21 protein-coding genes are annotated in these 23494 nt (G+C 58.2%); 10 read left to right on the plus strand and 11 right to left on the minus strand.

Annotated elements, in window-relative coordinates; translation table 11 throughout:
* Window positions 1–71: 71 nt before the first annotated feature.
* The gene (locus ACJ8IJ_RS01390) at window positions 72–1016 is read left to right on the plus strand and encodes a DMT family transporter (RefSeq protein WP_442518200.1); all 945 of its coding nucleotides are present in this window, start codon (window positions 72–74) and stop codon (window positions 1014–1016) included.
* A gap of 24 nt (window positions 1017–1040) precedes the next feature.
* On the opposite strand, the gene ACJ8IJ_RS01395 is transcribed toward ACJ8IJ_RS01390, so the two are convergent.
* Both ACJ8IJ_RS01395 and ACJ8IJ_RS01400 read right to left on the minus strand, forming a co-directional pair.
* Window positions 1041–2042, minus strand: coding sequence for a LacI family DNA-binding transcriptional regulator (locus ACJ8IJ_RS01395; protein WP_033645660.1), 1002 nt, complete (start codon window positions 2040–2042; stop codon window positions 1041–1043).
* A 71-nt stretch (window positions 2043–2113) separates the two neighbouring features.
* A complete protein-coding gene (locus ACJ8IJ_RS01400) occupies window positions 2114–2668 on the minus strand; it encodes a D-lyxose/D-mannose family sugar isomerase (RefSeq protein WP_004932108.1) in 555 nt (184 codons plus the stop codon).
* Between the two features lie 228 nt (window positions 2669–2896).
* On the opposite strand from ACJ8IJ_RS01400, the gene ACJ8IJ_RS01405 reads away from it, so the two are divergent.
* The 5 genes from ACJ8IJ_RS01405 (at window position 2897) to ACJ8IJ_RS01425 (ending at window position 9050) form a co-directional block, all read left to right on the plus strand.
* Window positions 2897–3931, plus strand: coding sequence for an NAD(P)-dependent alcohol dehydrogenase (locus ACJ8IJ_RS01405; RefSeq protein ID WP_442518201.1), 1035 nt, complete (start codon window positions 2897–2899; stop codon window positions 3929–3931).
* 4 nt (window positions 3932–3935) lie between these two features.
* Window positions 3936–5453 (plus strand): xylulokinase, encoded by a 1518-nt coding sequence (gene xylB, locus ACJ8IJ_RS01410; RefSeq protein WP_442518202.1) that lies wholly within the window; start codon window positions 3936–3938, stop codon window positions 5451–5453.
* Entirely contained in the window at window positions 5450–6955 is a 1506-nt protein-coding gene (locus ACJ8IJ_RS01415) for a sugar ABC transporter ATP-binding protein (RefSeq protein WP_004932117.1), read from the plus strand. The genes xylB and ACJ8IJ_RS01415 overlap by 4 nt, the downstream gene beginning before the upstream one ends.
* Before the next feature lie 76 nt (window positions 6956–7031).
* Complete coding sequence (locus tag ACJ8IJ_RS01420; protein ID WP_442518203.1) at window positions 7032–8009, plus strand: ABC transporter permease; 978 nt, start codon at window positions 7032–7034, stop codon at window positions 8007–8009.
* A gap of 33 nt (window positions 8010–8042) precedes the next feature.
* A complete protein-coding gene (locus ACJ8IJ_RS01425) occupies window positions 8043–9050 on the plus strand; it encodes a substrate-binding domain-containing protein (RefSeq protein WP_442518204.1) in 1008 nt (335 codons plus the stop codon).
* Window positions 9051–9193: 143 nt separating this feature from the next.
* On the opposite strand, the gene ACJ8IJ_RS01430 is transcribed toward ACJ8IJ_RS01425, so the two are convergent.
* Entirely contained in the window at window positions 9194–9757 is a 564-nt protein-coding gene (locus ACJ8IJ_RS01430; protein WP_265260782.1) for a TetR/AcrR family transcriptional regulator, read from the minus strand.
* Between the two features lie 127 nt (window positions 9758–9884).
* Here ACJ8IJ_RS01430 and smfY point away from each other — a divergent pair, with 127 nt between their 5' ends.
* Both smfY and ACJ8IJ_RS01440 read left to right on the plus strand, forming a co-directional pair.
* Window positions 9885–11357 carry a multidrug efflux MFS transporter SmfY gene (gene smfY / locus ACJ8IJ_RS01435; RefSeq protein WP_442518205.1) on the plus strand — a complete coding sequence of 491 codons (1473 nt, stop codon included), beginning with the start codon at window positions 9885–9887 and terminating at the stop codon, window positions 11355–11357.
* Between the two features lie 200 nt (window positions 11358–11557).
* Window positions 11558–12049 carry a Dps family protein gene (locus ACJ8IJ_RS01440; RefSeq protein ID WP_004932132.1) on the plus strand — a complete coding sequence of 164 codons (492 nt, stop codon included), beginning with the start codon at window positions 11558–11560 and terminating at the stop codon, window positions 12047–12049.
* Between the two features lie 45 nt (window positions 12050–12094).
* Here the strand turns inward: ACJ8IJ_RS01440 and ACJ8IJ_RS01445 are convergent, their stop codons facing one another.
* Complete coding sequence (locus ACJ8IJ_RS01445) at window positions 12095–12271, minus strand: YciY family protein (RefSeq protein WP_025159792.1); 177 nt, start codon at window positions 12269–12271, stop codon at window positions 12095–12097.
* 242 nt (window positions 12272–12513) lie between these two features.
* On the opposite strand from ACJ8IJ_RS01445, the gene cls reads away from it, so the two are divergent.
* Window positions 12514–13974 carry a cardiolipin synthase gene (cls, locus tag ACJ8IJ_RS01450; protein WP_004932137.1) on the plus strand — a complete coding sequence of 487 codons (1461 nt, stop codon included), beginning with the start codon at window positions 12514–12516 and terminating at the stop codon, window positions 13972–13974.
* A gap of 56 nt (window positions 13975–14030) precedes the next feature.
* Entirely contained in the window at window positions 14031–14354 is a 324-nt protein-coding gene (locus tag ACJ8IJ_RS01455; protein ID WP_004932139.1) for an HI1450 family dsDNA-mimic protein, read from the plus strand.
* Between the two features lie 73 nt (window positions 14355–14427).
* Here ACJ8IJ_RS01455 and oppF read toward each other — a convergent pair whose 3' ends face one another.
* The 7 genes from oppF to ACJ8IJ_RS01490 form a co-directional block, all read right to left on the minus strand.
* A complete protein-coding gene (oppF, locus tag ACJ8IJ_RS01460; RefSeq protein WP_004932143.1) occupies window positions 14428–15429 on the minus strand; it encodes a murein tripeptide/oligopeptide ABC transporter ATP binding protein OppF in 1002 nt (333 codons plus the stop codon).
* Window positions 15426–16442 (minus strand): ABC transporter ATP-binding protein, encoded by a 1017-nt coding sequence (locus ACJ8IJ_RS01465; RefSeq protein WP_044031106.1) that lies wholly within the window; start codon window positions 16440–16442, stop codon window positions 15426–15428. The genes oppF and ACJ8IJ_RS01465 overlap by 4 nt, the downstream gene beginning before the upstream one ends.
* Window positions 16443–16453: 11 nt before the next feature.
* Complete coding sequence (oppC, locus tag ACJ8IJ_RS01470; protein WP_004932149.1) at window positions 16454–17362, minus strand: oligopeptide ABC transporter permease OppC; 909 nt, start codon at window positions 17360–17362, stop codon at window positions 16454–16456.
* A gap of 14 nt (window positions 17363–17376) precedes the next feature.
* Window positions 17377–18297, minus strand: a complete 921-nt coding sequence (gene oppB / locus ACJ8IJ_RS01475) for an oligopeptide ABC transporter permease OppB (protein ID WP_004932150.1) — start codon at window positions 18295–18297, stop codon at window positions 17377–17379.
* Window positions 18298–18379: 82 nt separating this feature from the next.
* Window positions 18380–20017: an oligopeptide ABC transporter substrate-binding protein OppA gene (oppA, locus tag ACJ8IJ_RS01480; protein ID WP_004932153.1), complete on the minus strand. Its 1638-nt coding sequence runs from the start codon at window positions 20015–20017 to the stop codon at window positions 18380–18382.
* A 147-nt stretch (window positions 20018–20164) separates the two neighbouring features.
* The gene (locus ACJ8IJ_RS01485; protein WP_049187818.1) at window positions 20165–21802 is read right to left on the minus strand and encodes an ABC transporter substrate-binding protein; all 1638 of its coding nucleotides are present in this window, start codon (window positions 21800–21802) and stop codon (window positions 20165–20167) included.
* Between the two features lie 696 nt (window positions 21803–22498).
* On the minus strand, window positions 22499–23143 hold the full coding sequence (locus tag ACJ8IJ_RS01490) for a YchE family NAAT transporter (protein WP_015378089.1): 645 nt from the start codon (window positions 23141–23143) through the stop codon (window positions 22499–22501).
* Window positions 23144–23494 lie beyond the last annotated feature (351 nt).

Here is a 23494-nt window from a genome sequence, read left to right on the forward strand (position 1 = left end):
CTGAACGAAAATTATTCGATTTATTAAATTATAGCCACTCACTACCATCGGGCAGAAAGGAGGTGACCATCATGTCCCTGCCACCATTTCGCCCCTCTTCTCACCGCGGCAAAGCCGCCCTCTGGCTGGCTGCGGCCGAGGTCCTGCTGATCGTGGCCTGGAGCTCCGGCTTCGTCGGCATCCGCTTCGCCGCCGATTACGCGCCGGTGTTGCTGGTGGCGTTCTGGCGCTGCGTGGTGGTCGCGTTCGCGTTGCTGCCGCTTAGTGTGCGCGCCATCAGGCGCGCATCTCCGCTGACGATAGCTGTTCACGCCGGGATTGGGTTGCTCGCCATGACCGGTTACCTGACCGGCGTCAGCAAAGGCATCGAATATGGCGTGCCGGCCGGGTTGGCCGCGCTCATTGCCGATTTGCTCCCGCTCGGCACCGCGCTGCTGAGCATGCTGTTGCAACGCCGCTTGGCCGATGGCCGCGTTTGGTCCGGGTTAGCCTTGGGGGTTAGCGGGGTAACGCTGGCGACCGGCAGCGCCATCTCATGGGGAGACGCCCCATTGTGGAGTTACCTGTTGCCGCTGGCGGGGATGTTGGCGCTGGCGCTGGCAACGCTGTGGCAGGAACGGCTGCCGCAGACGAAAGCAATGAGTTTGCCAGCCTCGCTGGGGATACAAAGCGCGGTTTCCTCGCTGGCTTTCGCCGCCATGGCCGGCGCGGAAGGCCCGCTGCTGCCAACGGTAACGACGGGGTTTGTGATCGGCGTGCTTTGGACCGCGCTACTGGCGACGCTGGCCGGCTACGGTCTGTACTGGTTTTGTCTAAGGCTCACTTCTGCGCTGCGCGTGACGAGCCTGCTGTTTCTCAGCCCCTTCGTCACCTTCTGCTGGGCAGGGTTAATGTTCAATGAACCCCTTTCCTGGCCCATGCTGCTAGGCGCGGCGGTGGCAGGGAGCGGTTTATGGCTGCTAATCCGTCCCGCCGGGCGGGATGAGCCCAAAACAGCGCAACGCGCTGAAAAATGACGGATAAGGCGAAAGGCGGCGCCGTTATGCGACGAGTTTTCCCCGCACCACCACCTTGCCCGGCTTGATCTCGGGGTCGGCAATACGACGGATCGCCAGATTCAACGCTTGCCAGGCGATCTCTTGCAAGTCGTGTGACACGCACGGGAAATGAAAACCGTAGATCTCGGCATGTGAAACCTCATCGATGCTGAACAGCGACACCTCCTGCATCAACGGCAGCCGGTGTTCAATGCAGGCTTTGATAATGCCCAGGGAGATCTGGTTATTGCAGCCAACGAAAAAGTCCGGGGCGCAGTGATTGGCCAGCCAACGGCTCGTCTCTTGCCAGGCGACATCCATAAAGAAATCGGCGTACAGCACTTCAAACGACGCCACTTTCCCTTGCAGCGCCGCCTGCAGCCCTGTGACCCTGTCCCGTGCAACGTTGGAGTTCTCCGGCCCGGACACCACCACCACCCGCTGCGCTTTCTGTTCCAGCAGCCAGCGCCCCGCCTGAAGGCCGCAGTCCAGGTTATCGATATACACCCCGCTGCAGTGGCGATTGTCCAGCTCACGGTCGATCAATACCACCGGGATATTCAATGTTTCCAACCGCTTTAGATAGGAAGGCTGGTACAGATGATCGTTGGAAATGACCGAGAGAATGATCGCATCGACGTTGTAACCAATCAGTTTGTCGATGATTCTGTCTTCGCTTTCCTGTGACTCATAGGAATCGAACACCAGGGTGTCATATCCCATTTTTTGCGCTTCAAGCGTCATCAACCGCGTCAGGCCGCCAAAGAACGGGTTGGCCATATCAGGGTTGACGATGCCGATGGTTCTGCTGCTTTTCGCCCGCAGGTTGCGCGCCGCAGCATTGACCACATAACCGAGTTCGGCAGCGGTCTCCCGAATGCGGCGCAGCGTTTCCGGATGAACCTTGTCCGGCTGTGAAAATGCCCGCGACGCGGTGATTTTACTGACGTTTGCCTGTGCGGCCACGCTAGCCAGCGTCGCTTTCCGTCCTCGCCCCACCGCCAAATGCAGCTCCTTAGCTTAAAGTTATCATTTTGTACCATTAACAACATCATGACAGAACTTTCATCGTGGCGCTAATGGTTTACGCCTGCCAGCCGGTTAATCCGGGGATCGGTAAAGATATCCAGCTCGTCACGGCTCTCGGAAGAGAACTCGGACACCACCGCCCCCCGCTTTCCAGCCTGAAACCAGTGCCGGGTATTGGGCGCGATGGTGTATTGTTCGCCAGGCCGCAAGAGGATATAGCGATTGCAGGTATACCAATGCTCCGCGCCTTCCGGCACCCGGCATACCGGTTCACCGCCGGCGTCATTAAGCGTCAGGTTTTCATCGTCGACAAACAGAAACACCTCGCCCCAACGGCAGCGAAACGTCTCTTGCTTGCCGGGCGTGCCGGCAAAAGGAGGATGCAAATGCTCTGGGCAAGTCTGCTCAGGAAACAGCACCAACTCTTTCGCACAATACCGAGGCGAGTTGACATAGGTCAGCAGCTGCAGCCCTGAGACAGGATAGTCGGCCAAGCCAAACGTCGCAATTTCAATACGTTGCTGCTCTTCTTCGGTCAGAACGATGTCCGCCTCGCGCAAATATTCCAGCGTAGCGGCTATGGCACGTTGTTGTTTGTTCATCATTTCCCCTGCAAAGTAACGGTATCGATATCAGAATGCTGATATTAAAACCGTCATTACATCGCCGATTTTGTGATCTTCATCCCCATATTGAATAACAACCCACCAGCAAAATTAACTCCCATCGAGTAATTCCAACATCGATCACAGTTTAACCACCCGCTTTAGCCCACTATCGCCGCATTGAAATGATATCGTTACCATAAAAATGATTCACCAGGAGGCAATATGAAAGCATTAGTGTTGGCCAAGGCGGGGGAAATCGCTATCGAGGACGTCCAGCTTGCCGAAACGCTGGGGCCCGATGATGTGCAGATAAAAATTCATTCCGTGGGCATCTGCGGCAGTGATGTGCACTATTACCAACATGGCCGCATTGGCCCGTTCGTGGTTAACGCCCCGATGGTGCTCGGCCATGAAGCTTCTGGCGTGGTGCTCGCGACAGGTAAAAACGTCACTCACCTCAGTATCGGCGATCGCGTTTGCATGGAACCCGGTATTCCGGATCTCAACTCGGCGCAGACGCGCGCCGGCATTTACAACCTTGATCCGGCCGTGCGCTTCTGGGCGACGCCGCCGGTGCACGGCTGCCTGCGCGAAACCGTCATCCACCCCGCCGCCTTCACGTTCAAATTGCCGGACAACGTCAGTTTCGCCGAAGGCGCCATGGTGGAACCCTTAGCCATCGGCATGCAAGCAGCCACCAAAGCCGGTATCAAACCCGGCGATATCGCGCTGGTGATCGGCGCCGGGCCGATCGGCGTGGTCACCGCTCTCGCGGCGCTGGCGGGCGGCTGCTCGGACGTCATTATTTGCGACCTGTTTGACGAAAAGCTCGCCGTTGCGGCCAGTTATGAGGGGCTGCACGCCGTCAATATCAAAACCGGCGACCTGGCGGGGAAAGTGGCCGCGCTCACCAGCGGCAATGGCGCCGATGTCGTGTTTGAATGCAGCGGCGCAAAACCGGCCATCGCTACGCTGGCCGAACATGCGGCGCCAGGAGCGACCGCCGTGCTGGTCGGCATGCCGATCGATGCCGCGCCGATGGATATCGTCGCCGCGCAGGCCAAGGAAATCACCTTCAAGACCATTTTCCGCTACGCCAACATGTACCCGCGCACGCTGCGGCTGTTGAGCAGCGGCAAATTGCGCGTCCAGCCGTTGATAAGCCAAACCTACAAGTTCTCCGACAGCGTGGCCGCCTTCGAGCGCGCGGCGGCGGGACATTCCTCGGACATCAAAATCATGCTGGAAATGGAGTGATCCTATGGCGCTCTATGCTGGCATAGACTGCGGTACGCAAGGCACGAAAGTCGTGATTGTCGACAGCACACAGGGCGTGATCCTCGGTGAGGGCAACGCCCCTCACCGTCTCATCAGCCAAGCCAATGGCCGGCGCGAACAGGAGGCCGACTGGTGGATCGAGGCGCTGGTCATCGCTTTTCGCCAAGCCGTGACTAACGCCGGTATTGATGCCGGGGAAATTCATGCTCTGGGGGTCTCGGGCCAACAACATGGGTTTGTACCGCTGGACGCAGACGGCAACGTGCTGCACAGCGTCAAGCTGTGGTGCGATACCGAAACCGCAGAGGAAAACGAACGGCTCCTGCAGCAGCTCGGCGGTGCCAACGGCTCGCTGGAAACACTCGGCCTGCGGATCGCCACCGGTTATACCGCGTCAAAAATCCTTTGGTTCAAGACACACCATCCGGCGTTGTGGGCAAAACTGCACACCGTATTGTTGCCTCATGATTATTTGAACTTCTGGCTGACCGGAGAGCGCGTAGCGGAATACGGTGACGCTTCCGGCACCGGGTTGTTCGATGTGCGCACCCGTAGCTGGAGCAAGGCCGCCGTCGATCTCATCGACGACAGCGGTCGTCTGTGGCAAGCCCTGCCGCCGCTCAAAAACGCGGAGTGCTGCATCGGCACGGTGCGCCCCGCCGCGGCGGAAAAACTCGGCCTCGGCCCAACGGTGCGGGTATCGACCGGCGGCGGCGACAACATGATGGCGGCCATCGGTTCCGGCAACATCGAGGCCGGCACCCTCACCCTGAGCCTGGGCACCTCCGGCACGCTATTCGCCTGGTCTGCCGCCCCCGTCGCGGCGGAATCAGACATGATTGCCGGCTTCTGCTCCAGCACCAACGGGTGGCTGCCATTGATTTGCACCATGAATGTCACCTCGGCCACCACCGCGGTACAAACGCTGCTGGACGAAGACCTTGCCGGCTTTAACAGTTTATTGGCGCAGGCCTCACCCGGCGCAGGCGGTGTCGAGATGCTGCCGTTCTTCAATGGCGAGCGCGTTCCGCCGTTGCCTCACGCGCGCGCCAGTCTGCATAACCTCGATAGCGACAATTTTACCCGCGCCAATCTCTGCCTGGCGGTGGTCGAAAGCGCCACCTATGGCCTGCGCTATGGCATCGAACTGTTTCGCCGTCAGGGCATTGAAGCGCGCGAGATCCGCCTCACCGGCGGCGGCGCTCGCAGCGCCGCCTGGCGACAAATCGTCGCGGACGTGATGGGGTGCCCGGTGGTCTGTCTGAAAGCCAAAGAGACCGCTGCGCTAGGCGGCGCCATTCAGGCGATGTGGGCGACGACGTTGGCCGACGATCCGCTGCGGAATGCCGGCGCGTTGCTGTCCGAGCTGTGCCAACGTTTCGTTGCGCTGGATGAGGCCACACGCGCACGGCCACATGCCGGCAGACGGGCGCAATACGAGACGCTTTATCAACGGTACCTGCAACGCTTGCAGCAGACCTACCCGGAGGTGCAACTGTGACGCGAGATCCCCATACGCAAGCGCCCGCCTACCTGCTGGAGGTCAGCGGCGTCAGAAAAGCCTTTGGCCCGGTCGTGGCGCTCAAGAATGCGGAGTTTTGCCTGCGGCGTGGTTCCATCCATGCCCTGTGCGGCGGCAACGGCGCGGGTAAATCCACCTTTCTCAGCATTCTGATGGGCTTTATTCAACCCGATGGCGGCGACATTTTTATCAATGGCCAACGCTGTGAATTTCATCATCCCCGGGAAGCCCTCAACGCCGGCATCGCCATCGTGCAGCAGGAACTGAGCGCGATCCCGGATCTGACGGTGGCCGAAAACATTTGGCTGGGCCGTGAGCCGAGACGCCTGGGGTTCGTCGATTTCGCCACGCTCAATCAACGCACCACCAGCCTGCTCAAGGAACTCGATTTCAAGATCGACGCCCGAGAGAAAATGCGCAACCTGAGCGTCGCCGAGCAGCAGCTGGTCGAGATCGCCAAAGCGCTGTCGCATGCCAATGCCGACATCATCATCATGGATGAACCCACCTCGGCGATTGGCGAGGAGGATGCGCAAAAAATCTTTCAGACGCTTCAGCAATTGGCGGCGAAAGGTAAAGGCATTATTTACGTCTCTCACCGTTTGTCAGAGATATTTCAAATTGCGGACAGCTACACCATTTTCCGCGACGGCGCCTATATCCATGAAGGCTATATCGCCGACATTACCCGTGAGCAGTTGATCGAACACATTATCGGCGGCGAGTACGACAGCGAGTTCGCCAAATTCAATCAGCCCGGCGAAGAAGTCTTGCTGGAGGTCAACGGCCTGTGTTGGCGCAGCAAGATAAAGGATATCAGCCTGCAGCTTAAGCACGGTGAAATCCTGGGCATCTACGGGCTGGTGGGATCGGGCCGCAGCGAATTTCTCGATCTTATCTTCGGCATTCAGCATGCCGACAGCGGCACGATCCGTTTGGGCGACAAGACGCTGAACCGCCATTCCCCGCGAGAGGCCATCGACAGCGGCATTGCCTACGTGACGGAAGATCGCAAGGAAACCGGCCTGGTGCTGTGCCGTTCCGTCAGTGAAAACATCAATATCGCCTCTTTTGCCGGCATCAGCCGAATGGGGTTCGTCAGCGAGAAACGGGAGCAAGCGCGAACCCGCGACATGATCCAGCGCTTCAACGTTAAAACCCACGATGGCGAGCAGCCCGTGGGCAACCTGAGCGGCGGCAACCAGCAAAAAGTGGTGCTGGGCCGCTGGGCGCTGCTGGATCCGGAGGTGTTGTTGCTCGACGAGCCGACGCGCGGCATCGACGTCGGCGCCAAGAAAGAGATCTATCGATTTATGTCGGAGTTCGCCTTGCAAAACAAGGGGATCATCATGGTTTCCTCCGAGCTTTCGGAAATTATCGGCATGAGCGATCGCATATTGGTGTTTCGTGACGGGCAGTTGGCCGGTGAGCTTTCGGCAGCCGATGCGACCCAGGCAGCACTGATGAAACTTGCGGTTTAACAGAGAGAGAAAAAAAATGAGCAGCGCCCACTCCTTATCACCAGGAATTTCATTTTTCACCCGCAATAAGCGCCGTATGCACAAATACGGCATTATCATCGCCTTCTTCGCGCTGTGCCTGATCGTGGCGCTGATTGGCGAATATCAGGTCGCCCAGGGGGCCTGGAGCAGCAATTATTTTCTCAGCAATGAAAACACCCTGATCGTCCTGCGCCAGGTCTCGATCAACGGCATTCTGGCGATCGGCATGACCTTCGTCATCATTACGGCCGGCGTCGATCTCTCCGTGGGCTCGGTGCTGGCGCTAAGCGGGATCGTCGCCGCCCGCTTCGCCACCAACAACAGCGGATTGGCTATCGGCGACACCGCGACCGCCGTCATGGCGCCGCTGATCGTGGCGCTGGGCATCGGGATCGTCTGCGGCCTGGTGAACGGCACCGTGTTGGCTCGCTACCGGCTGCAACCCTTTATCGTCACCATGGGCATGCTCTCTGCGGCGCGCGGTTTAACCATGTTGACCACCAACGGCAATCCGGTTTCGCAATTGAACAGCGATTTCCGCTGGTTGGGCAATGGTTATGTCGGCGGCGTTCCGGTGCCGGTCATCATCTTCATCGTGCTGTTCGCCCTCGCCTGGCTGGTGCTGAATAAAACCCTCTTCGGGCGCTACATCTACGCCGTCGGCGGCAACCCGAAAAGCGCGCGCACCTCGGGGATTAGCGTCACGCGCATCAAAATACTGGTGTATACGCTGTGCGGCGCGCTGGCCGGCATCGCCGGCCTGATCCTCACCGCACGCACCGGTTCGGCGCAGACCAACGCCGGCGCAGGGTATGAGCTGGACGCCATCGCAGCGGTGGTGATCGGTGGCACCAGCATGGCCGGCGGCGTCGGTACGCTGGTCGGCACCTTCTTCGGCGTGCTGATTATCGGGGTGATGAATAACGGCCTCGATCTGCTCGGCGTGCAATCGTATTACCAACAAATTATCAAAGGCGCATTGATCGTTCTTGCCGTATTGCTCGACCCATCGCGTAAGCAACAGCGCGATTAATAACATCAGACCCAACTCTACCAGGAGAAAACCATGAATAAGACCAAGATAGCGTTGTTTGCCTCTGCCATGATGCTCGGTAGCCTGTCGGCTGCTCAGGCCGCCCCGGTTAAAATCGCGGTATTGATGTACGGCAACAAGGCCGAGTTCGTGCAATTGATGGAAAGGTTCGGCAAGGAGCACCCGGCGGTGAAAAGCGGCGAAGCCGTGCTGACCTTCTACGATGGGCGTTATGATGCCTCGGTGCAAAACGATCAGGCCGCCACCGCTATCCAGACGCGCGCCGATGCCATTATCGTCAACCCGATGGATTTTGAGGCCAATATCGATATCGTCACTAATGCCAACGAAGCCAAAATCCCGATGGTGGTCACCAACGCGCGCCTGAACACGGACGCGATGACGTCTGAAGTGGTGTCTAATGACGAGTTGGGCGGGTATCTGGAAGCCAAAGCCGTCCTGGACAAACTCGACTGCAAGAACCGAAAGGTGAACGTGGTGATTATCGAAGGCCCGAAAGGCGGCAGCGGCGAGATCCAGCGCGGCAAGGGCAATGATAAAGCGATTGCCGAGTGCGGCGTCGGCCAGGTGACCGTGCTTGAACGTAAAACGGCCAACTGGTCACGCGCGGAAGCGCAGCCGCTGATGGAAAACTGGCTGCAGAAACACCGGGGCAAAATCAACGGCGTGATTGGCCAAAACGACGAGATGGCGCTGGGCGCTATCGAGGCGATCAAAGGCGCCGGCCTGAATGTGAAGGACTTCGCGATTGCCGGCGTTGACGGCGTCTCCGACGCGATTCATGCGGTGCAGGCCGGTGAAATGGTCTCTATTCTGCAAGATGCCAAAGGCCAGATGCAGGGTTCCATCGACGTCGCGCTGCGCGCCGTGAAAGGGGAAAGCTATCAACCGCAGTCGGAGATCTGGAAGCAATACGCCAAGGATCTGAAATGGGAGGGCGGCACGCAAAAGCATTACTACATTCCGTGGACCGTCGTTACCGCAGAGAACGCCCAGTCGCTGTTGGACGCCCGTAAATAATTTCCCCCGCCCCCTGCCTTCAGGGGGCCCCGCTGGGGCGCTTGCCTGCAAACAAAAAAAAAGCCAGCACGGAGTGGCTGGCTAAAAAGTTCTTCGAGGGAATATCTTGTGCGATAAACATACGCCTTTCACTGCGGGCTTTACTAGCTATCAGTGCGATAGGCACCCTCAGTTAAAATCAACGCCTGCATATCGGTGAACATCGCTTCCCATTCCGCCTGATCGATATCCATCAAACCAAAGTAACGCAGCATAAAGGCGCCTTCCGTGGCGAGAAACGCCAGGCGCGCGCGCTTGCCTTCTTCCGTCGTCAAATCCAAACCGGCGATGCGGCTGCGATACCATTCGCGCGTGCTCGCCAGATGCTCCGGCGTTTGAATCAGCGTCGCCATCAGCCCGGCGGCCTTGGCGCTGGCGGTCTGATCCGAGCTTTGCGTCGCCAGCATATGCGCCCGCACGCCGGTCTGCGGTGAAGGATCGTCACCGGCGATAGCGGCGAACAGCGTCTCGTAGGCACTGCCCCAGCGATCGAACATGGCGTCAATCAGGGCGTCTTTGCTGCCGAAACAGTACTGCACCCCGCCCTTGGAGATCCCCATCGCTTTGGCGACGGCGTCGATGGTCAAACCGGCGGCCCCCTGAGTGGCGACGATCTCTTCGGCGATGTCCAAAACCTTGTCGCGATCGATGCTGCGTTGACGTCCCATTAAGAAACCCTTCTTTTCAATACGAACGTATGGATATATATTATTACCAGTATATCACCCGGCATCGCCGGAGGGTTACCCGAATGGCGGCGCCTTCGCGCCGCCCACTTTAACTGGATTATGACTTATGTACGCCAAGAACCGCTGGTTGATCCTGACGATGGTCGCCAGCGCCCTGTTCCTGATCGTCATCGATATGACGGTGTTATATACCGCTCTGCCGCGTTTAACCCAGGCGCTGGACGCCAGCGCCTCGCAAAAACTCTGGATCGTCAACGCCTACCCGTTGGTGGTGGCCGGTCTGTTGCCTGGCGCCGGCATGCTGAGCGATCGCATCGGCCATAAACGGCTGTTTCTCGCCGGGCTGCCGGTGTTTGCCGTCGCGTCGCTGTGCGCCGCTTTCTCGCCTACCGCCGAGTGGCTGATCGCCGCGCGGGTATTCCTCGCCGTTGGCGCGGCAATGATGATGCCCGCCACGCTGTCCATCGTACGCCACGTCTTTACCGATGAACGCGAACGGGCGCTGGCGATCGGCATCTGGGCGTCGGTGGCCTCCGGCGGCGCGGCCATCGGCCCGGTGGTCGGCGGCCTGCTGTTGGAGTATTTCTGGTGGGGCTCGGTGTTCCTGATCAATGTGCCGGTGGTGTTGCTGGTCTGGCCGTTGGCATGGAAACTGATCCCGCGCTGCGGCGGCGATAACCCGCGCCCCGCCGACATCGTCGGCTCGATACAGATCATGATAGGCCTGGTCGGCGCTATCTATGCGCTGAAAGAATTGAGCAAGCCGGCGCCTGACGTCAGCGCCTTGCTCGCGGCGGCTGCGATCGGCGTGTTGTTCCTGGTGCTGTTCGTGCGTCGTCAGCAGCGCAGCGCCCACCCGATGATCGATTTCTCTCTGTTCCGCAACCGGCTGTTCGCCGGCGGCATCGGCGTGGCATTGCTGTCGATGGTGGCGCTGATCGGCGTCGAGCTGGTGCTCAGCCAACGCTTGCAACTGGTGCTTGGCCTCAGTCCGCTGCAGGCGGCGCTGTTCATCTTGCCGATCCCGCTGGCCTCGGCGTTGGCGGGGCCGATGGCCGGTTTGCTGCTGCCGCGCTACGGCGAACGCAGCATCATCCTCGGCGGTTTCGCCCTGACCGCCTTCGGCATTGCCGCCCTCGCCCTGCTGTCTCAGAGCGGCATAGCGCCGCAGCTGGTGAGCCTGGCGCTGGTGGGCTTTGGCCTCGGCGGCGTGATCACCGCCGCTTCCACCGCCATCATGCTGAACGCGCCGGAGGAGAAATCCGGCATGGCGGCGTCCATCGAAGACGTCTCCTACGAGCTGGGCGGCGTGCTGGGCGTGACGTTGCTCGGCGGGCTGATGACGGCGGTTTACAGCCACACTCTGGCGCTGCCGGCGGAGCTGCCGGTCAGCGATTTAGCCTACGACAGCATCGACGAAGCGTTGCGCCTGGCGGCCGGAATGGCGGCCGATCGCGCGCAGCAGTTGACGCTGCTGGCGCGTCTGGCCTTTGATCGCGCCTTTATTTCGGTATTGATCGCCGCCGCGCTGTTAATGGCGCTGGGCGCAGGTGTGGTAAAACTGGCGCTGCGCAAGTAACCGAGAAAAGCGGCTTTTTTCGCCTGCGGAACCTGCGTAAACTGATTCGGCAATTTGCTCGACGGATTTATCGTCATCGGTTTGAGCGATGGCAATAATGCCTGTTATCGTATTTAACCCTGCGATAAATCCGGTTACTGTAACAGCTATGGAAATTGATTCTGTCTACTATCGGAACAAATAATCAGGAGAAGATTATTATGGCAACGGCAAAGAAAGCAGCGAAAACCCATATCGGCCTTGACAGTAAACAATCGGCAAAACTCGCCGAAGCGCTCAATGCGCTGTTGGCAAACTATCAGGTGCTGTATATGAACGTGCGCGGCTATCATTGGAACATTACCGGCCCGCAGTTCTTTGAACTGCACGCGAAATTCGAAGAGACATATAACGATCTGCTGACCAAGGTGGATGAGCTGGCGGAACGTATTCTGACGTTAGGCTCGCAACCGCGTCACGCTTTCAGCGATTATCTGAAAACCGCCGACATCAAGGAACACACCAACGTGACCGATGATAAGGGTACGCTGCGCGGCCTGTTGGAAGGGTATTCAATCTTGCTGCAACAGCAGCGTGAGCTGCTGACGGTGGCGGCAGACGCCGGCGACGAAGGCACCGCGTCGCTGATGAGCGATTACATCAAAGAGCAGGAAAAACAGGTCTGGATGCTCAACGCCTATTTGGGCAAATAACTCAGACGCCATAACAAAACAGTCCCTTACGGGACTGTTTTCGTTTTACCACTCGCAGGATACCGCAAACAGCAGCGCGCGCCGATGCTGATCGTCCAGGCGGCGCCGCACTCGGATAATATGGCGATTGCTGCACGACTGGCGTTCCAGCCAGCGATGCCGCCGACGTTGGCTCTGCCGCAACATGCGCCAGCGGCCCACTTCATTTCTACTGCGTCTCATAATTCCGTCACTCGTTCGTCTAATGCCAACCGCGGGCATTATAGCCCTTTCCGCCCGCGATCCAAGCCGCCGTTATCGGCGGCACAGCGGACGCCACGCGGGCAAAAGCCGCTCTTTCAATTTCGGCAAGTGCCTTAACTTCATCATATTTATGTAACATAAGCGCCGATAAAAGGTTTCGCCTTGCCCGATCTGTGCGTACACTCATCATTGGTGGTTTGCGAACGGGATTTTTCGCCTTTATGACAACATTTTATACCGTAATCAGTTGGCTCATGGTGTTCGGCTACTGGCTGCTGATCGCCGGCGTGACAATGCGCATTTTGATGAAACGCCGTGCGGTTCCCTCTGCCATGGCCTGGCTGCTGGTTATCTATATTCTGCCGCTGTTCGGCATCGTCGCCTATTTATCGTTCGGCGAACTGCACCTGGGCAAGCGCCGTGCCGAGCGCGCCAAGGCCATGTGGCCGTCGACCGCGCGCTGGCTGAAAGAATTGAAAGAGAGCCGCCGCATCTTCGCCACCGAATACAGTGAAGTCGCCGAACCGCTGTTCCAGCTGTGCAACCGCCGCCAGGGCATCGACGGCGTCAAGGGCAACCAGCTGCAGCTGCTCACCACTACCGACGACACGTTGAAAGCGCTGATCCGCGACATCGAGCTGGCGCGCCACAACATCGAAATGGTGTTCTATATCTGGCAGCCCGGCGGCCTGGTCGATCAGGTGGCCGAATCGCTGATGGCCGCCGCGCGGCGCGGCGTACACTGCCGCCTGATGCTGGACTCCGCCGGCAGCCTGCCATTTTTCCGCAGCCCCTACCCGGCGATGATGCGCAACGCAGGCATCGAAGTGGTCGAAGCGCTGAAGGTCAACCTGCTGCGCGTATTCCTGCGCCGCATGGATCTGCGCCAGCACCGCAAGGTGGTGCTGATCGACAACTACATCGCCTATACCGGCAGCATGAACATGGTCGACCCGCGCTATTTCAAGCAGGATGCGGGCGTCGGCCAATGGATCGATCTGATGGCGCGCATGGAAGGCCCGGTGGCCACTACGATGGGCATCGTCTATGCCTGCGACTGGGAGATTGAAACCGGCAAGCGCATTCTGCCGCCGCCGCCGGACGTCAACATCATGCCGTTCGAGCAGGAAAGCGGCCATACCATTCAGGTGATCGCCTCCGGCCCCGGCTTCCCCGAGGAGATGATCCACCAGGCGCTGCTGACCGCGGTTTATTCCGCGCGCGAACAGCTGATCATGACCACGCCGTACTTCGTGCCGAGCGACGATCTGCTGCACGCCATCTGCACCGCCGCTCTGCGCGGCGTTGAGGTCAGCATCATCGTGCCGCGCGACAACGATTCGATGATGGTGCGCTGGGCCAGCCGGGCGTTCTTCTCCGAGCTGCTGGAAGCCGGCGTGAAAATCTATCAGTTCGAAGGCGGTCTGTTGCACACCAAGAGCGTGCTGGTCGACGGCCAGCTCAGCCTGGTCGGCACCGTCAATCTCGATATGCGCAGCCTGTGGCTCAACTTCGAGATCACCCTGGTGATCGATGACGACGGCTTCGGCAGCGATCTGGCCTGCGTGCAGGAAGATTACATCGCCCGCTCCAAGCTGCTGAACGCCAAAGAGTGGTTGAAGCGGCCATTCTGGCATCGCCTGGTCGAGCGCCTGTTCTACTTTTTCAGCCCGTTGCTGTAAAAGCCGCGGCGAGCGTGCTTTAATAGCGCCAAATCATTTGTTATCAGGATTTTTTTATGGATTTGAATAACCGCCTTACCGAAGACGAAACGCTGGAACAGGCCTACGACATCTTCCTCGAATTGGCCGGCGACAATCTGGATCCGGCGGATATTCTGCTGTTCAATCTGCAGTTTGAAGAGCGCGGCGGCGCAGAACTGTACGACCCCTCCGAAGACTGGAGCGAGCACGTGGATTACGACCTGAATCCGGACTTCTTCGCCGAAGTGGTGATCGGTCTGGCGGACAGCGACGGCGAGCCGATCAACGACGTGTTCGCCCGCGTGCTGATCTGCCGCGAGAAAGACCACAAGCTGTGCCACATCCTGTGGAAAGAGTGATTCGCCGCTCATATTTCGGATAAAAAAAGCCCCGCTGAGTCAGCGGGGCTTTTTGTTGCCGGCTAGCGGCGCATTACAGCGGATCGACCTTCAGACATGAAACCGCATGACGGAAACTGCCCTCCAGCAGCGGACGCGTCTTGGCGCACTCCGGCCCGGCGATCGGGCAGCGGGTGCGGAACACGCAGCCGGACGGCGGGTTGATCGGCGAAGGCAGCTCCCCTTCCAACAGCTGGATCTGCTTTTCCTTCTCCTTGTCCGGATCCGGAATAGGCACCGCCGACATCAGCGCCTTGGTGTAAGGGTGCTGCGGATTGTGGTACACCTCGTCATAGGTGCCCAGCTCCACCGCATGGCCCAGATACATCACCAGCACGCGATCGGAAATGTGCTTCACCACCGCCAAATCGTGGGCGATAAAGATCAATGACAGCCCCATTTCGCGCTGCAGCTGCTGCAACAGGTTTACCACCTGCGCCTGAATCGACACGTCCAACGCGGAAACCGGCTCGTCGCAGATCACCAGCTTCGGTTCGAGGATCAGCGCGCGCGCGATGCCGATGCGCTGGCATTGGCCGCCGGAGAACTCGTGCGGATAACGGTTGATCAGGTTAGGCAGCAGGCCGACCTTCAGCATCATCGCCTTGACCTTGTCCTTCACTTCCTGACGCGGCATTTTCGGGTAGTAAGTGCGCAGCGGCTCGGCGATGATTTCGCCGATGGTCATGCGCGGATTGAGCGAAGCCAGCGGATCCTGGAAGATCATCTGGATATCGCTGCGGGTTTTGCGCCAGTCGGCGTCGTTCATGCCCAGCAGATCTTTACCCAGCCAGGCGACGCGCCCGCTGGTGGCCTTCACCAGGCCGATGATGGCGCGCGCGAAGGTGGATTTGCCGCAGCCGGATTCGCCGACCACGCCCAGGGTTTCCCCCTCGAACAGCCGCAGCGTAACGCCATCGACCGCCTTCAGGGTTTTCGGCGGCTGCCAGAACCACTGCTTGTCGTCATGAATGTCGAAGTGCACTTTCAGATCGGCCACTTCGAGCAGCACTTTCTTGTCGGTTACCGCTGTCATACCAACGCCTCCACCGGTTTAAAGCAGGCGCGCAGGCGCCCTTCCCCAAATTGCTCCAATGGCGGAGCGCTCGCGCACTGTTCCATGGCGTACGGGCAGCGCGGCTGGAACGGGCAACCTTTCGGCAGCCGCAGCAGGTTCGGCGGGTTGCCGGGAATGGTCAGCAACGCTTCGCCTTCGGCGTCGAGGCGCGGCACCGCGTTCAACAACCCGATGGAGTACGGGTGGCTCGGCTGGTAGAACACCTCGCGCGCGCTGCCGTATTCCATGGTGCGGCCGGCGTACATCACCAGCACCTTGTTGCAGATGCCGGCCACCACGCCCAGATCGTGGGTGATCATGATGATGGCGGTGTTGAACTCGCGCTTGAGCTCGTTGAGCAGCGTCATGATCTGCGCCTGGACGGTCACGTCCAGCGCGGTAGTCGGCTCGTCGGCGATCAGCAGCTTCGGCCGGCACAGCAGCGCCATGGCGATCATCACGCGCTGGCGCATGCCGCCGGAAAACTCATGCGGATACATGCGCATGCGCTTGCGCGCTTCCGGCATTTTCACCGCGTCGAGCATGCGCACCGACTCTTCGAAGGCTTCGCTTTTGCTCATTTTCTTATGCAGCATCAGCACTTCCATCAGCTGTTCGCCAACGCGCATATACGGGTTGAGCGAGGTCATCGGGTCCTGGAAGATCATCGAGATCTCTTCGGCCCGCAGCTTGTTGAGCTGGTTTTCCGGCAGGTTGAGGATTTCGCGGCCGTTGAATTTGGCCGAGCCGCCGATGCGGCCATTGCTGGCCAGCAACCCCATCAGGGCGAACGCGGTCTGCGATTTGCCGGAGCCGGATTCGCCGACGATGCCCAGCGTTTCACCGGCGCGCAGATCGAAGTTCAGATCGTTCACCGCCGTCACGTCGCCGTCCGGGGTGGAAAACGTGACGCGCAGGTCTTTCACGTCCAGCAGCGGCGACGCTTTAACGCCGACGGCGGTTTGCAGCTCAGGATGTTCAATGGTGCTCATGGTGGCACTCCTTAACGATCTTTCGGGTCGAGGGCGTCACGCAGGCCATCGCCGATGAAGTTGAAACAGAACAGAGTGACAACCAGGAAACCCGCCGGGAACAGCAGCAACCACGGTGAAACTTCCATTGAGTTGGCGCCGTCGCTGAGCAATGCGCCCCAGCTGCTCAGCGGCTCCTGCGTACCCAGCCCCAGGAAGCTGAGGAAGGATTCGAACAGGATCATGCTCGGCACCAGCAACGAGGCATACACCACCACCACGCCGAGCACGTTCGGCACGATATGCCGTAGCACGATGTTGCGCGTGGAGACGCCGCACACCAGCGCCGCTTCGATGAACTCCTTGCGCTTCAGACCGAGGGTTTGGCCGCGCACGATACGCGCCATGTCCAACCACGACACCATGCCGATCGCCACGAAGATCAGCAGGATATTCTGGCCGAAGAAGGTCACCAGCAGGATCACGAAGAACATGAACGGGAAGGAGTTGAGGATCTCCAGCAGGCGCATCATCACCGAGTCGATCTTGCCGCCCAGATAGCCGGACATCGCGCCGTACAGGGTGCCGACGATCACCGCCACCAGCGCCGCCGCCACGCCGACCATCAGCGAGATGCGCCCGCCGATCGCCACGCGCACCAGCAGATCGCGCCCGGAGGAGTCGGTGCCGAAATAGTGCCCCGATTCAACGCTGGGTGCGGCGGACATCATCGCCCAATCGGTATCGTCGTAGGCGAATTGCGACAGCATCGGCGCCAGCACCACAAACAGTGTGATCAGCGCCAGTATGAACAGGCTGCTGACCGCCGCGCGGTTATGCATAAAACGCCGACGCGCGTCTTGCCACAGGCTGCGCCCTTCCACTTCCAGCTTCTCGCTGAAGTGTTCCAGAGCTTCGCTGTTCTTTTTAGTCAACATCATTCGCGTGCTCCAGATTAATAACGGATTTTCGGATCGATGACCGCATACAGCACATCGACGATCGCGTTGAACAGAATGGTCAGAGCGCCCACCAGAATGGTCAGGCTCAACACCAGGGAGTAGTCGCGGTTCAGCGCGCCGTTAACGAACAGCTGGCCGATCCCCGGCAGACCGTAGATGGTTTCGATCACCATTGAACCGGTGATGATCCCGACGAACGCCGGGCCCATGTAGGACAGCACCGGCAACAGCGCCGGCTTCAGCGCGTGGCGGAAAATGATGCGACGCATCGGCAAGCCTTTGGCGCGCGCGGTGCGGATGAAGTTGGAGTGCAACACTTCAATCATCGAGCCGCGCGTGATACGGGCGATGCTGGCGATATAGGCCAGCGACAACGCCACCATCGGCAAGATGATGAACTTAGGCGCACCGCCGTTCCAGCCGCCGCCCGGCAGCCATTTCAACGTGATGGCGAAGATCAGCACCAACAGCGGCGCCACCACGAAACTGGGTATCACCACCCCGGTCATGGCGAACCCCATCACCGTATAGTCCCATTTGGTGTTCTGGTTCAGCGCGGCGATCACACCGGCGCTCACGCCCAGCACCACCGCCAGCAGAAACGCGGCCAGACCGAGTTTGGCGGAGACCGGGAAAGAGCTGGCCACCAAATCGTTGACCGAATAATCCTTGTATTTAAAGGACGGGCCGAAGTCTCCCTGCGCAAGCTGCGCCAGATAATGACCGTACTGTTTCCAGATCGGGTCGTTCAAATGATATTTGGCTTCGATATTCGCCATGACTTCCGGCGGCAATGCGCGTTCCCCGGTAAATGGACTGCCGGGCGCCAGGCGCATCATGAAGAATGAGATGGTGATAAGGATAAATAGTGTCGGGATCGCTTCCAACAAGCGACGAAGTATAAATTTAAGCATTGCCCTAACCCTGTGCGACAGCCTGATAACGGCTTATTATTCTCAACATGGGCCGGCGGCCAGGCCGCCGGCTCTTACCGTATCAATGCTTGATGATGTACAGGTTTTTGTCGTACACGTTATCAAGCGGGTCTTTGCCGGTGTAGCCACCAACGTAAGGTTTCACCAGACGGGCGTTCACGTAGTAATACAGCGGAACGATGGCGGAATCTTTATCCAGCTGAACTTCCGCTTTCTGATACAGATCGGCGCGCTCGTCTTTGCTCTTCGCGGTCAACACGTTGGCCATCAGCTTATCGAACTCGGCGCTTTTGTAGTGCGGGGTGTTACTGCTGCTGTCGGACAGCATCATGTTCAGGAACGAACTCGGTTCGTTGTAGTCGGCGCACCAGCCGGCGCGCGCCACGTCATAGGTGCCCTGATGGCGGGTATCCAGGAAGGTTTTCCACTCCTGGTTCACCAGCTTCACGTCCACGCCCAGATTTTTCTTCCAGATGGAGGCGGCGGCGATCGCCAGCTTCTTGTGCAGGTCTGACGTGTTGTACAACAGGGAGAAGGTCAGCGGTTTACCCGGGCCGTAGCCGGCTTCCGCCAGCAGTTTCTTCGCCACTTCGTTGCGTTTTTCCTGCGTCCAGCCGAACCACTCCGGCGGGGTCAGCTTGGCGCCGTCGGTGTATGGCGGCGTAAAGCTGTAGGCCGGCAGATCGCCCTGGTTTTTCACCTTGTTGACGATGATGTCGCGATCCATACCCAGCTTCAGCGCTTCACGCACGCGCGCATCGGTGAACGGCGCCTTCTGGTTGTTGATTTCGTAGTAATAGGTGCACAGATAAGGATCGACGTGCACCTCTTTCGGGATCTCTTTCTTCAGCTTCTGGAACAGTTCGATCGGCATGTTGTTATAAGTCATGTCGATTTCGCCGGTGCGGTAGCGGTTAACGTCGGTCACTTCCGACGAAATAGGCAGGAACGTCACTTTATTGATGATGGTTTTGGCGTTATCCCAATATTCCGGGTTGCGTTCCAGTACGATGCGTTCGTTGACAATCCAGTCTTTCAGTTTGTAGGCGCCGTTGCTGACGTAGTTGGCCGGCAGCGTCCACTTCTCGCCGAATTTCTCCACCGCCTCTTTATAAACCGGCTTCATGGCGTAGTGCGGGGTCATTTCAACCAGATAAGGCACCGGCTCGCTCAGGGTCACCTGGAAAGTGTGGTCGTCGATGGCCTTCACGCCCAGCGTCGACTTGTCTTTTTTACCGGCGATGATGTCATCGACGTTTTCCACATGGGCGTACTGCAGGTAGCTGGCGTAAGGCGACGCGGTTTTCGGATCCACTACGCGCTGCCAGCTGTAGACGAAATCTTGCGCCGTCACCGGCTTGCCGTTGGACCATTTGGCGTCTTTGCGCAGGTGGAAGGTCCAGACTTTGAAATCCTTGTTATCCCAGCTTTCCGCGACGCCCGGCACGATGGAACCGTCCGGGCTGTTGTTCGCCAGGCCTTCCATCAGATCGCGGGTCACGTTGTTTTCCGGCACGCCCTCGATTTTATGCGGATCCAGCGACTGCACTTCGGAACCGTTGTTTTTGACGATTTCTTGCTTATCCGCCAGCTGCACCCCCGCAGGAACGTCGGCGGCGAACGCGCCGGTGGTTGCTGTGATGCCGAGCGCGGCGATGACGCCGGCGGCAATGAGGGTTTTCTTCGTGATGTTGGTCATACTTATCGACTCCAGTTTTTATTATCACAGGCTCTTCGTGGAACCTGCGTTGCCCGTAAGCGGACTCTGTTTTCCCGCCGCCGCGGAACGAATGCGGCGGCCGGCCTTCCCTATATTCCCCAGCGCCTCGGCGTGAGGAATACCCCTTTACTGCTTGATAATGTAAAGATTTTTAACGTCGGTATAGTCCAGCGGATCTTTGCCGGTGAACCCGCCTACCGTCGGCTTAATCAACCGCGCGCTGACGCGGTAATACACCGGGATCAACGCGGAGTCTTTGTCCAGCTGCGCTTCTGCCTGCTGATAGAGCGCGGCGCGCGCGGCCTCATCCGGCGCCTTCAGGGTGGCGGCCATGATGGCGTCGAACGCCGGGCTCTTATAAAACACGGTATTGATGCTGCTGTTGGACAGCACCAGGTTCAGGAACGCGCTGGGCTCGTTGTAATCCCCGCACCAGGTGGCGCGCGCCACGTCGTATTGCCCCTGATGGCGGCTTTCCAGCGAGGTCTTCCACTCCTGATTGCGCAGCGTGACGTCGGCGCCGAGATTCTTTTTCCACATCGACGCGGCGGCGATCGCCTGCTGTTTGTTTTGATCGGAGGTGTTGTACAGCAGCGAGAATTTCAGCGGCTTGGCGTCGCTGTAACCCGCTTCCGCCAGCAGTTTCTTGGCTTCGGCGTTGCGCTGTTCCTGGCTCCAGCCGGCCCAGGCGGGCTGCGTGAAGTTGGCGCCTTCGGTGAAGGTTGGCGTGAAACTGTAGGCCGGGATCTGCCCCTGGCCCATGATCTTGTTGGCGATGATGTCGCGATCCAGCGTCATCTTCACCGCCGCACGCACCCGCGGATCGGTGAACGGCGCCCGCTGGTTATTGAGTTCGTAATAGAAAGTGCACAGATAAGGGTTAACGTGCAGTTGCTCGGGCACTTCACGCTTCATTTTGACGTACAGGTACGGCGGAATGGCGCTGTTGGTGATGTCGATCTCGCCGCTGCGGAAACGGTTGACGTCGCTGACTTCGGAAGCGATCGGCAGGAAGGTCGCCTGATTGATCACCGTCTGCTTGTTGTTCCAGTAGCTCGGGCTGCGCTCCAGCACAATGCGCTCGTTCACCACCCACTCTTTCAGACGGTAAGCGCCGTTGCCGACATAGTTGGCGGGCAGCGTCCATTTGTCGCCGAATTTCTCCACTACCGCGCGCTTCACCGGTTTGAGCGACGTGTGGCTCAGCATGCTGATGAAATACGGCACCGGTTCGCTCAGCGTCACCTGCAGCGTCTGGTCGTCCAGCGCCTTGACGCCGAGGGCCTGTGGAGGCTTCTTACCGGTCAGGATATCGTCGATATTGTCGACTTTGGTGTACTGCAGGTAGCTGGCATAGGGCGAGGCGATTTTCGGATCGGCCAGGCGCTGCCAGCTGTAGACGAAGTCTTGCGCGGTCACCGGGCTGCCGTCGCTCCACACCGCGCCGGGGCGCAGGTGGAAGGTCCATTGCTGATAATTCTGGTTTTCCCAGCTCGCCGCCGCCGCCGGTACCACATGCCCGTTGGCGTCGGTGCTCACCAGCCCTTCCAGCAGGTTAAGAATGATATTGCTTTCCGGTACGCCCTCGACCTTATGCGGATCCAATGAAGCCACTTCGCTGCCGTTGTTGATCACAATATTCTGCTGCTGCGCCAACTGAACGCCGGCCGGCACTTCCGCCGCCAAACTGCTATTTATGGCGCCGACGCTCAGCGCGCCGCTAATCAACAAGGTCAAAGAAGTGCACTTCAGGGTTTGCTGCATAATCGAGGCTCCTTTTCACCGACAAGCATCGCTTATCGAAGTTTGTGAAGTGTTTATAAGAATTCTAAATAAACGGATACCAGCAAAAATCATTCCCGTTTTTATGGCGCATTTCAGTTAATTGACCACGGGAAAGTTGCTCGGAAATTAGCAGAAGCCAAATTCCATAGCCAATAAATTTTACGAAAATGTTAAGCAATTCTCTTTTATCGCACGAAGCCCGATCCGGCCCCCAAGATCGAGGACGCGGAGAAACAAAATCATCGCTATGATTTTAAAGAAAAAAAAGACGAAATCATTTCATTTGAAACCATCAACGCAATCTCATTACCGCACAAAGAAACATTCAGTTAACAATCCGGGCATTCAAAGAACAAACACCTGCCTATGGTCGGTTAATCACTAATAACACCTGGATGAAAGTGAGACAAGCCCCACAGAATGATGTGATTAATTTAACAACAGCTTTACCGTTGAGCGGGGGCAAAACGCGCGGAAATGGGGGAAGAAAAGTGTCTGAAATAACGCTTAGCGTTTTTTTTGCACAGCAACATGAGATTTATGCAACATAAGAGTGCAACCGCATAAATTTTATTCATCCTGTGCACTATAATAATGCGAACCAATAAATAATTTAAACTTTAAAATTAATTTTAGCCGCGCCAAGGCGAAAGGTGCGCGGCTAAACAAAGGGTATTACAACAGGCCGGGGAATATCGCCTTAATGCCGGTAACGATAAACTCGATCCCGAGCGCCATCAGCAACAGACCCATGATACGGGTGATCACGTTGATGCCGGTCTGCCCAAGCAAACGCACCAACAGCGGCGCGGCGCGGAACAACAACCAACAGCAAAAGGCGAACAAGGCGATCGCGACCGTAAAGCCGAGCAGGCTTTGCCAGTTGTGATAACGGGAACTCCACACGATGGTGGAACTGATCGCCCCCGGCCCCGCCATCAGCGGCAGTGCTAACGGCACCACGCCGATGCTCTCGCGGATCGCGCTCTCCGATTTTTCCTGTTTGTTCTGTTTGTCTTCTCCCAGCTTGCCGCTGATCATCGACATGGCGATGGTCACCACCAGAATACCGCCGGCGATGCGGAACGAATCGATGGAGATGCCGAACATCCGCAAGATCCCTTCGCCCAGGAACAGCGATGTCCACAGAATAATGGCGACCGACAGGTTGGCGGTCAGGTTGGTTTTATTGCGCCCTGCTTCCGCCTGGTAGCTGGTCATGCTGATAAACACCGGCAAGATGCCCACCGGGTTGACCAGTGCAAACAGACCGACAAAGAACTTGATAAAGCCGGAAAGATCCAACAGAGATTGGCCCACAGATGGCTCCGCGTTAAGTGCTATAAAAAGGTGTGCTGCCTATGTGCGCTAATGTAATGGAATTGCCGCGGGTAATCCATCCGGCCAGAGCAGCATTTTTGACTGCCAGCAAGTTAGGCAACAAAACAAATGCCCTTTGTTAAAGTGATGTATGGCCTTTTGATTTTTTATGTTGAAAAAAGAGTCATCGATCACAGTTATTGATAACCACTCTCAACACCGTCAAGCTGAAAGGTGTCAGCTTGCACTTTTCATGATTTAGATCACAAATCAACTACCCAACAGTGGGTAAGCTCTTAGTCGTAGTCAGGGAGTAGAACAAAGTCGGTGGCAATCCAGCCGGTTCCGTTC

The sequence above is a fragment of the Serratia sp. CY40230 genome (genome assembly GCF_052168835.1).
Classification (GTDB): Bacteria; Pseudomonadota; Gammaproteobacteria; order Enterobacterales; family Enterobacteriaceae; genus Serratia; species Serratia nematodiphila.

Excerpts from the sequence above, each read along its gene's own strand:
- ACJ8IJ_RS01390 (WP_442518200.1), top strand. The coding sequence starts at position 72 with ATGTCCCTGCCACCATTTCGCCCCTCTTCTCACCGCGGCAAAGCCGCC.
- ACJ8IJ_RS01400 (WP_004932108.1), bottom strand. The coding sequence starts at position 2,668 with ATGAACAAACAACAACGTGCCATAGCCGCTACGCTGGAATATTTGCGC.
- ACJ8IJ_RS01405 (WP_442518201.1), top strand. The coding sequence starts at position 2,897 with ATGAAAGCATTAGTGTTGGCCAAGGCGGGGGAAATCGCTATCGAGGAC.
- xylB (WP_442518202.1), top strand. The coding sequence starts at position 3,936 with ATGGCGCTCTATGCTGGCATAGACTGCGGTACGCAAGGCACGAAAGTC.
- ACJ8IJ_RS01420 (WP_442518203.1), top strand. The coding sequence starts at position 7,032 with ATGCACAAATACGGCATTATCATCGCCTTCTTCGCGCTGTGCCTGATC.
- ACJ8IJ_RS01425 (WP_442518204.1), top strand. The coding sequence starts at position 8,043 with ATGAATAAGACCAAGATAGCGTTGTTTGCCTCTGCCATGATGCTCGGT.
- ACJ8IJ_RS01430 (WP_265260782.1), bottom strand. The coding sequence starts at position 9,757 with ATGGGACGTCAACGCAGCATCGATCGCGACAAGGTTTTGGACATCGCC.
- smfY (WP_442518205.1), top strand. The coding sequence starts at position 9,885 with ATGTACGCCAAGAACCGCTGGTTGATCCTGACGATGGTCGCCAGCGCC.
- ACJ8IJ_RS01440 (WP_004932132.1), top strand. The coding sequence starts at position 11,558 with ATGGCAACGGCAAAGAAAGCAGCGAAAACCCATATCGGCCTTGACAGT.
- ACJ8IJ_RS01445 (WP_025159792.1), bottom strand. The coding sequence starts at position 12,271 with ATGAGACGCAGTAGAAATGAAGTGGGCCGCTGGCGCATGTTGCGGCAG.
- cls (WP_004932137.1), top strand. The coding sequence starts at position 12,514 with ATGACAACATTTTATACCGTAATCAGTTGGCTCATGGTGTTCGGCTAC.
- ACJ8IJ_RS01455 (WP_004932139.1), top strand. The coding sequence starts at position 14,031 with ATGGATTTGAATAACCGCCTTACCGAAGACGAAACGCTGGAACAGGCC.
- oppF (WP_004932143.1), bottom strand. The coding sequence starts at position 15,429 with ATGACAGCGGTAACCGACAAGAAAGTGCTGCTCGAAGTGGCCGATCTG.
- ACJ8IJ_RS01465 (WP_044031106.1), bottom strand. The coding sequence starts at position 16,442 with ATGAGCACCATTGAACATCCTGAGCTGCAAACCGCCGTCGGCGTTAAA.
- oppC (WP_004932149.1), bottom strand. The coding sequence starts at position 17,362 with ATGATGTTGACTAAAAAGAACAGCGAAGCTCTGGAACACTTCAGCGAG.
- oppB (WP_004932150.1), bottom strand. The coding sequence starts at position 18,297 with ATGCTTAAATTTATACTTCGTCGCTTGTTGGAAGCGATCCCGACACTA.
- oppA (WP_004932153.1), bottom strand. The coding sequence starts at position 20,017 with ATGACCAACATCACGAAGAAAACCCTCATTGCCGCCGGCGTCATCGCC.
- ACJ8IJ_RS01485 (WP_049187818.1), bottom strand. The coding sequence starts at position 21,802 with ATGCAGCAAACCCTGAAGTGCACTTCTTTGACCTTGTTGATTAGCGGC.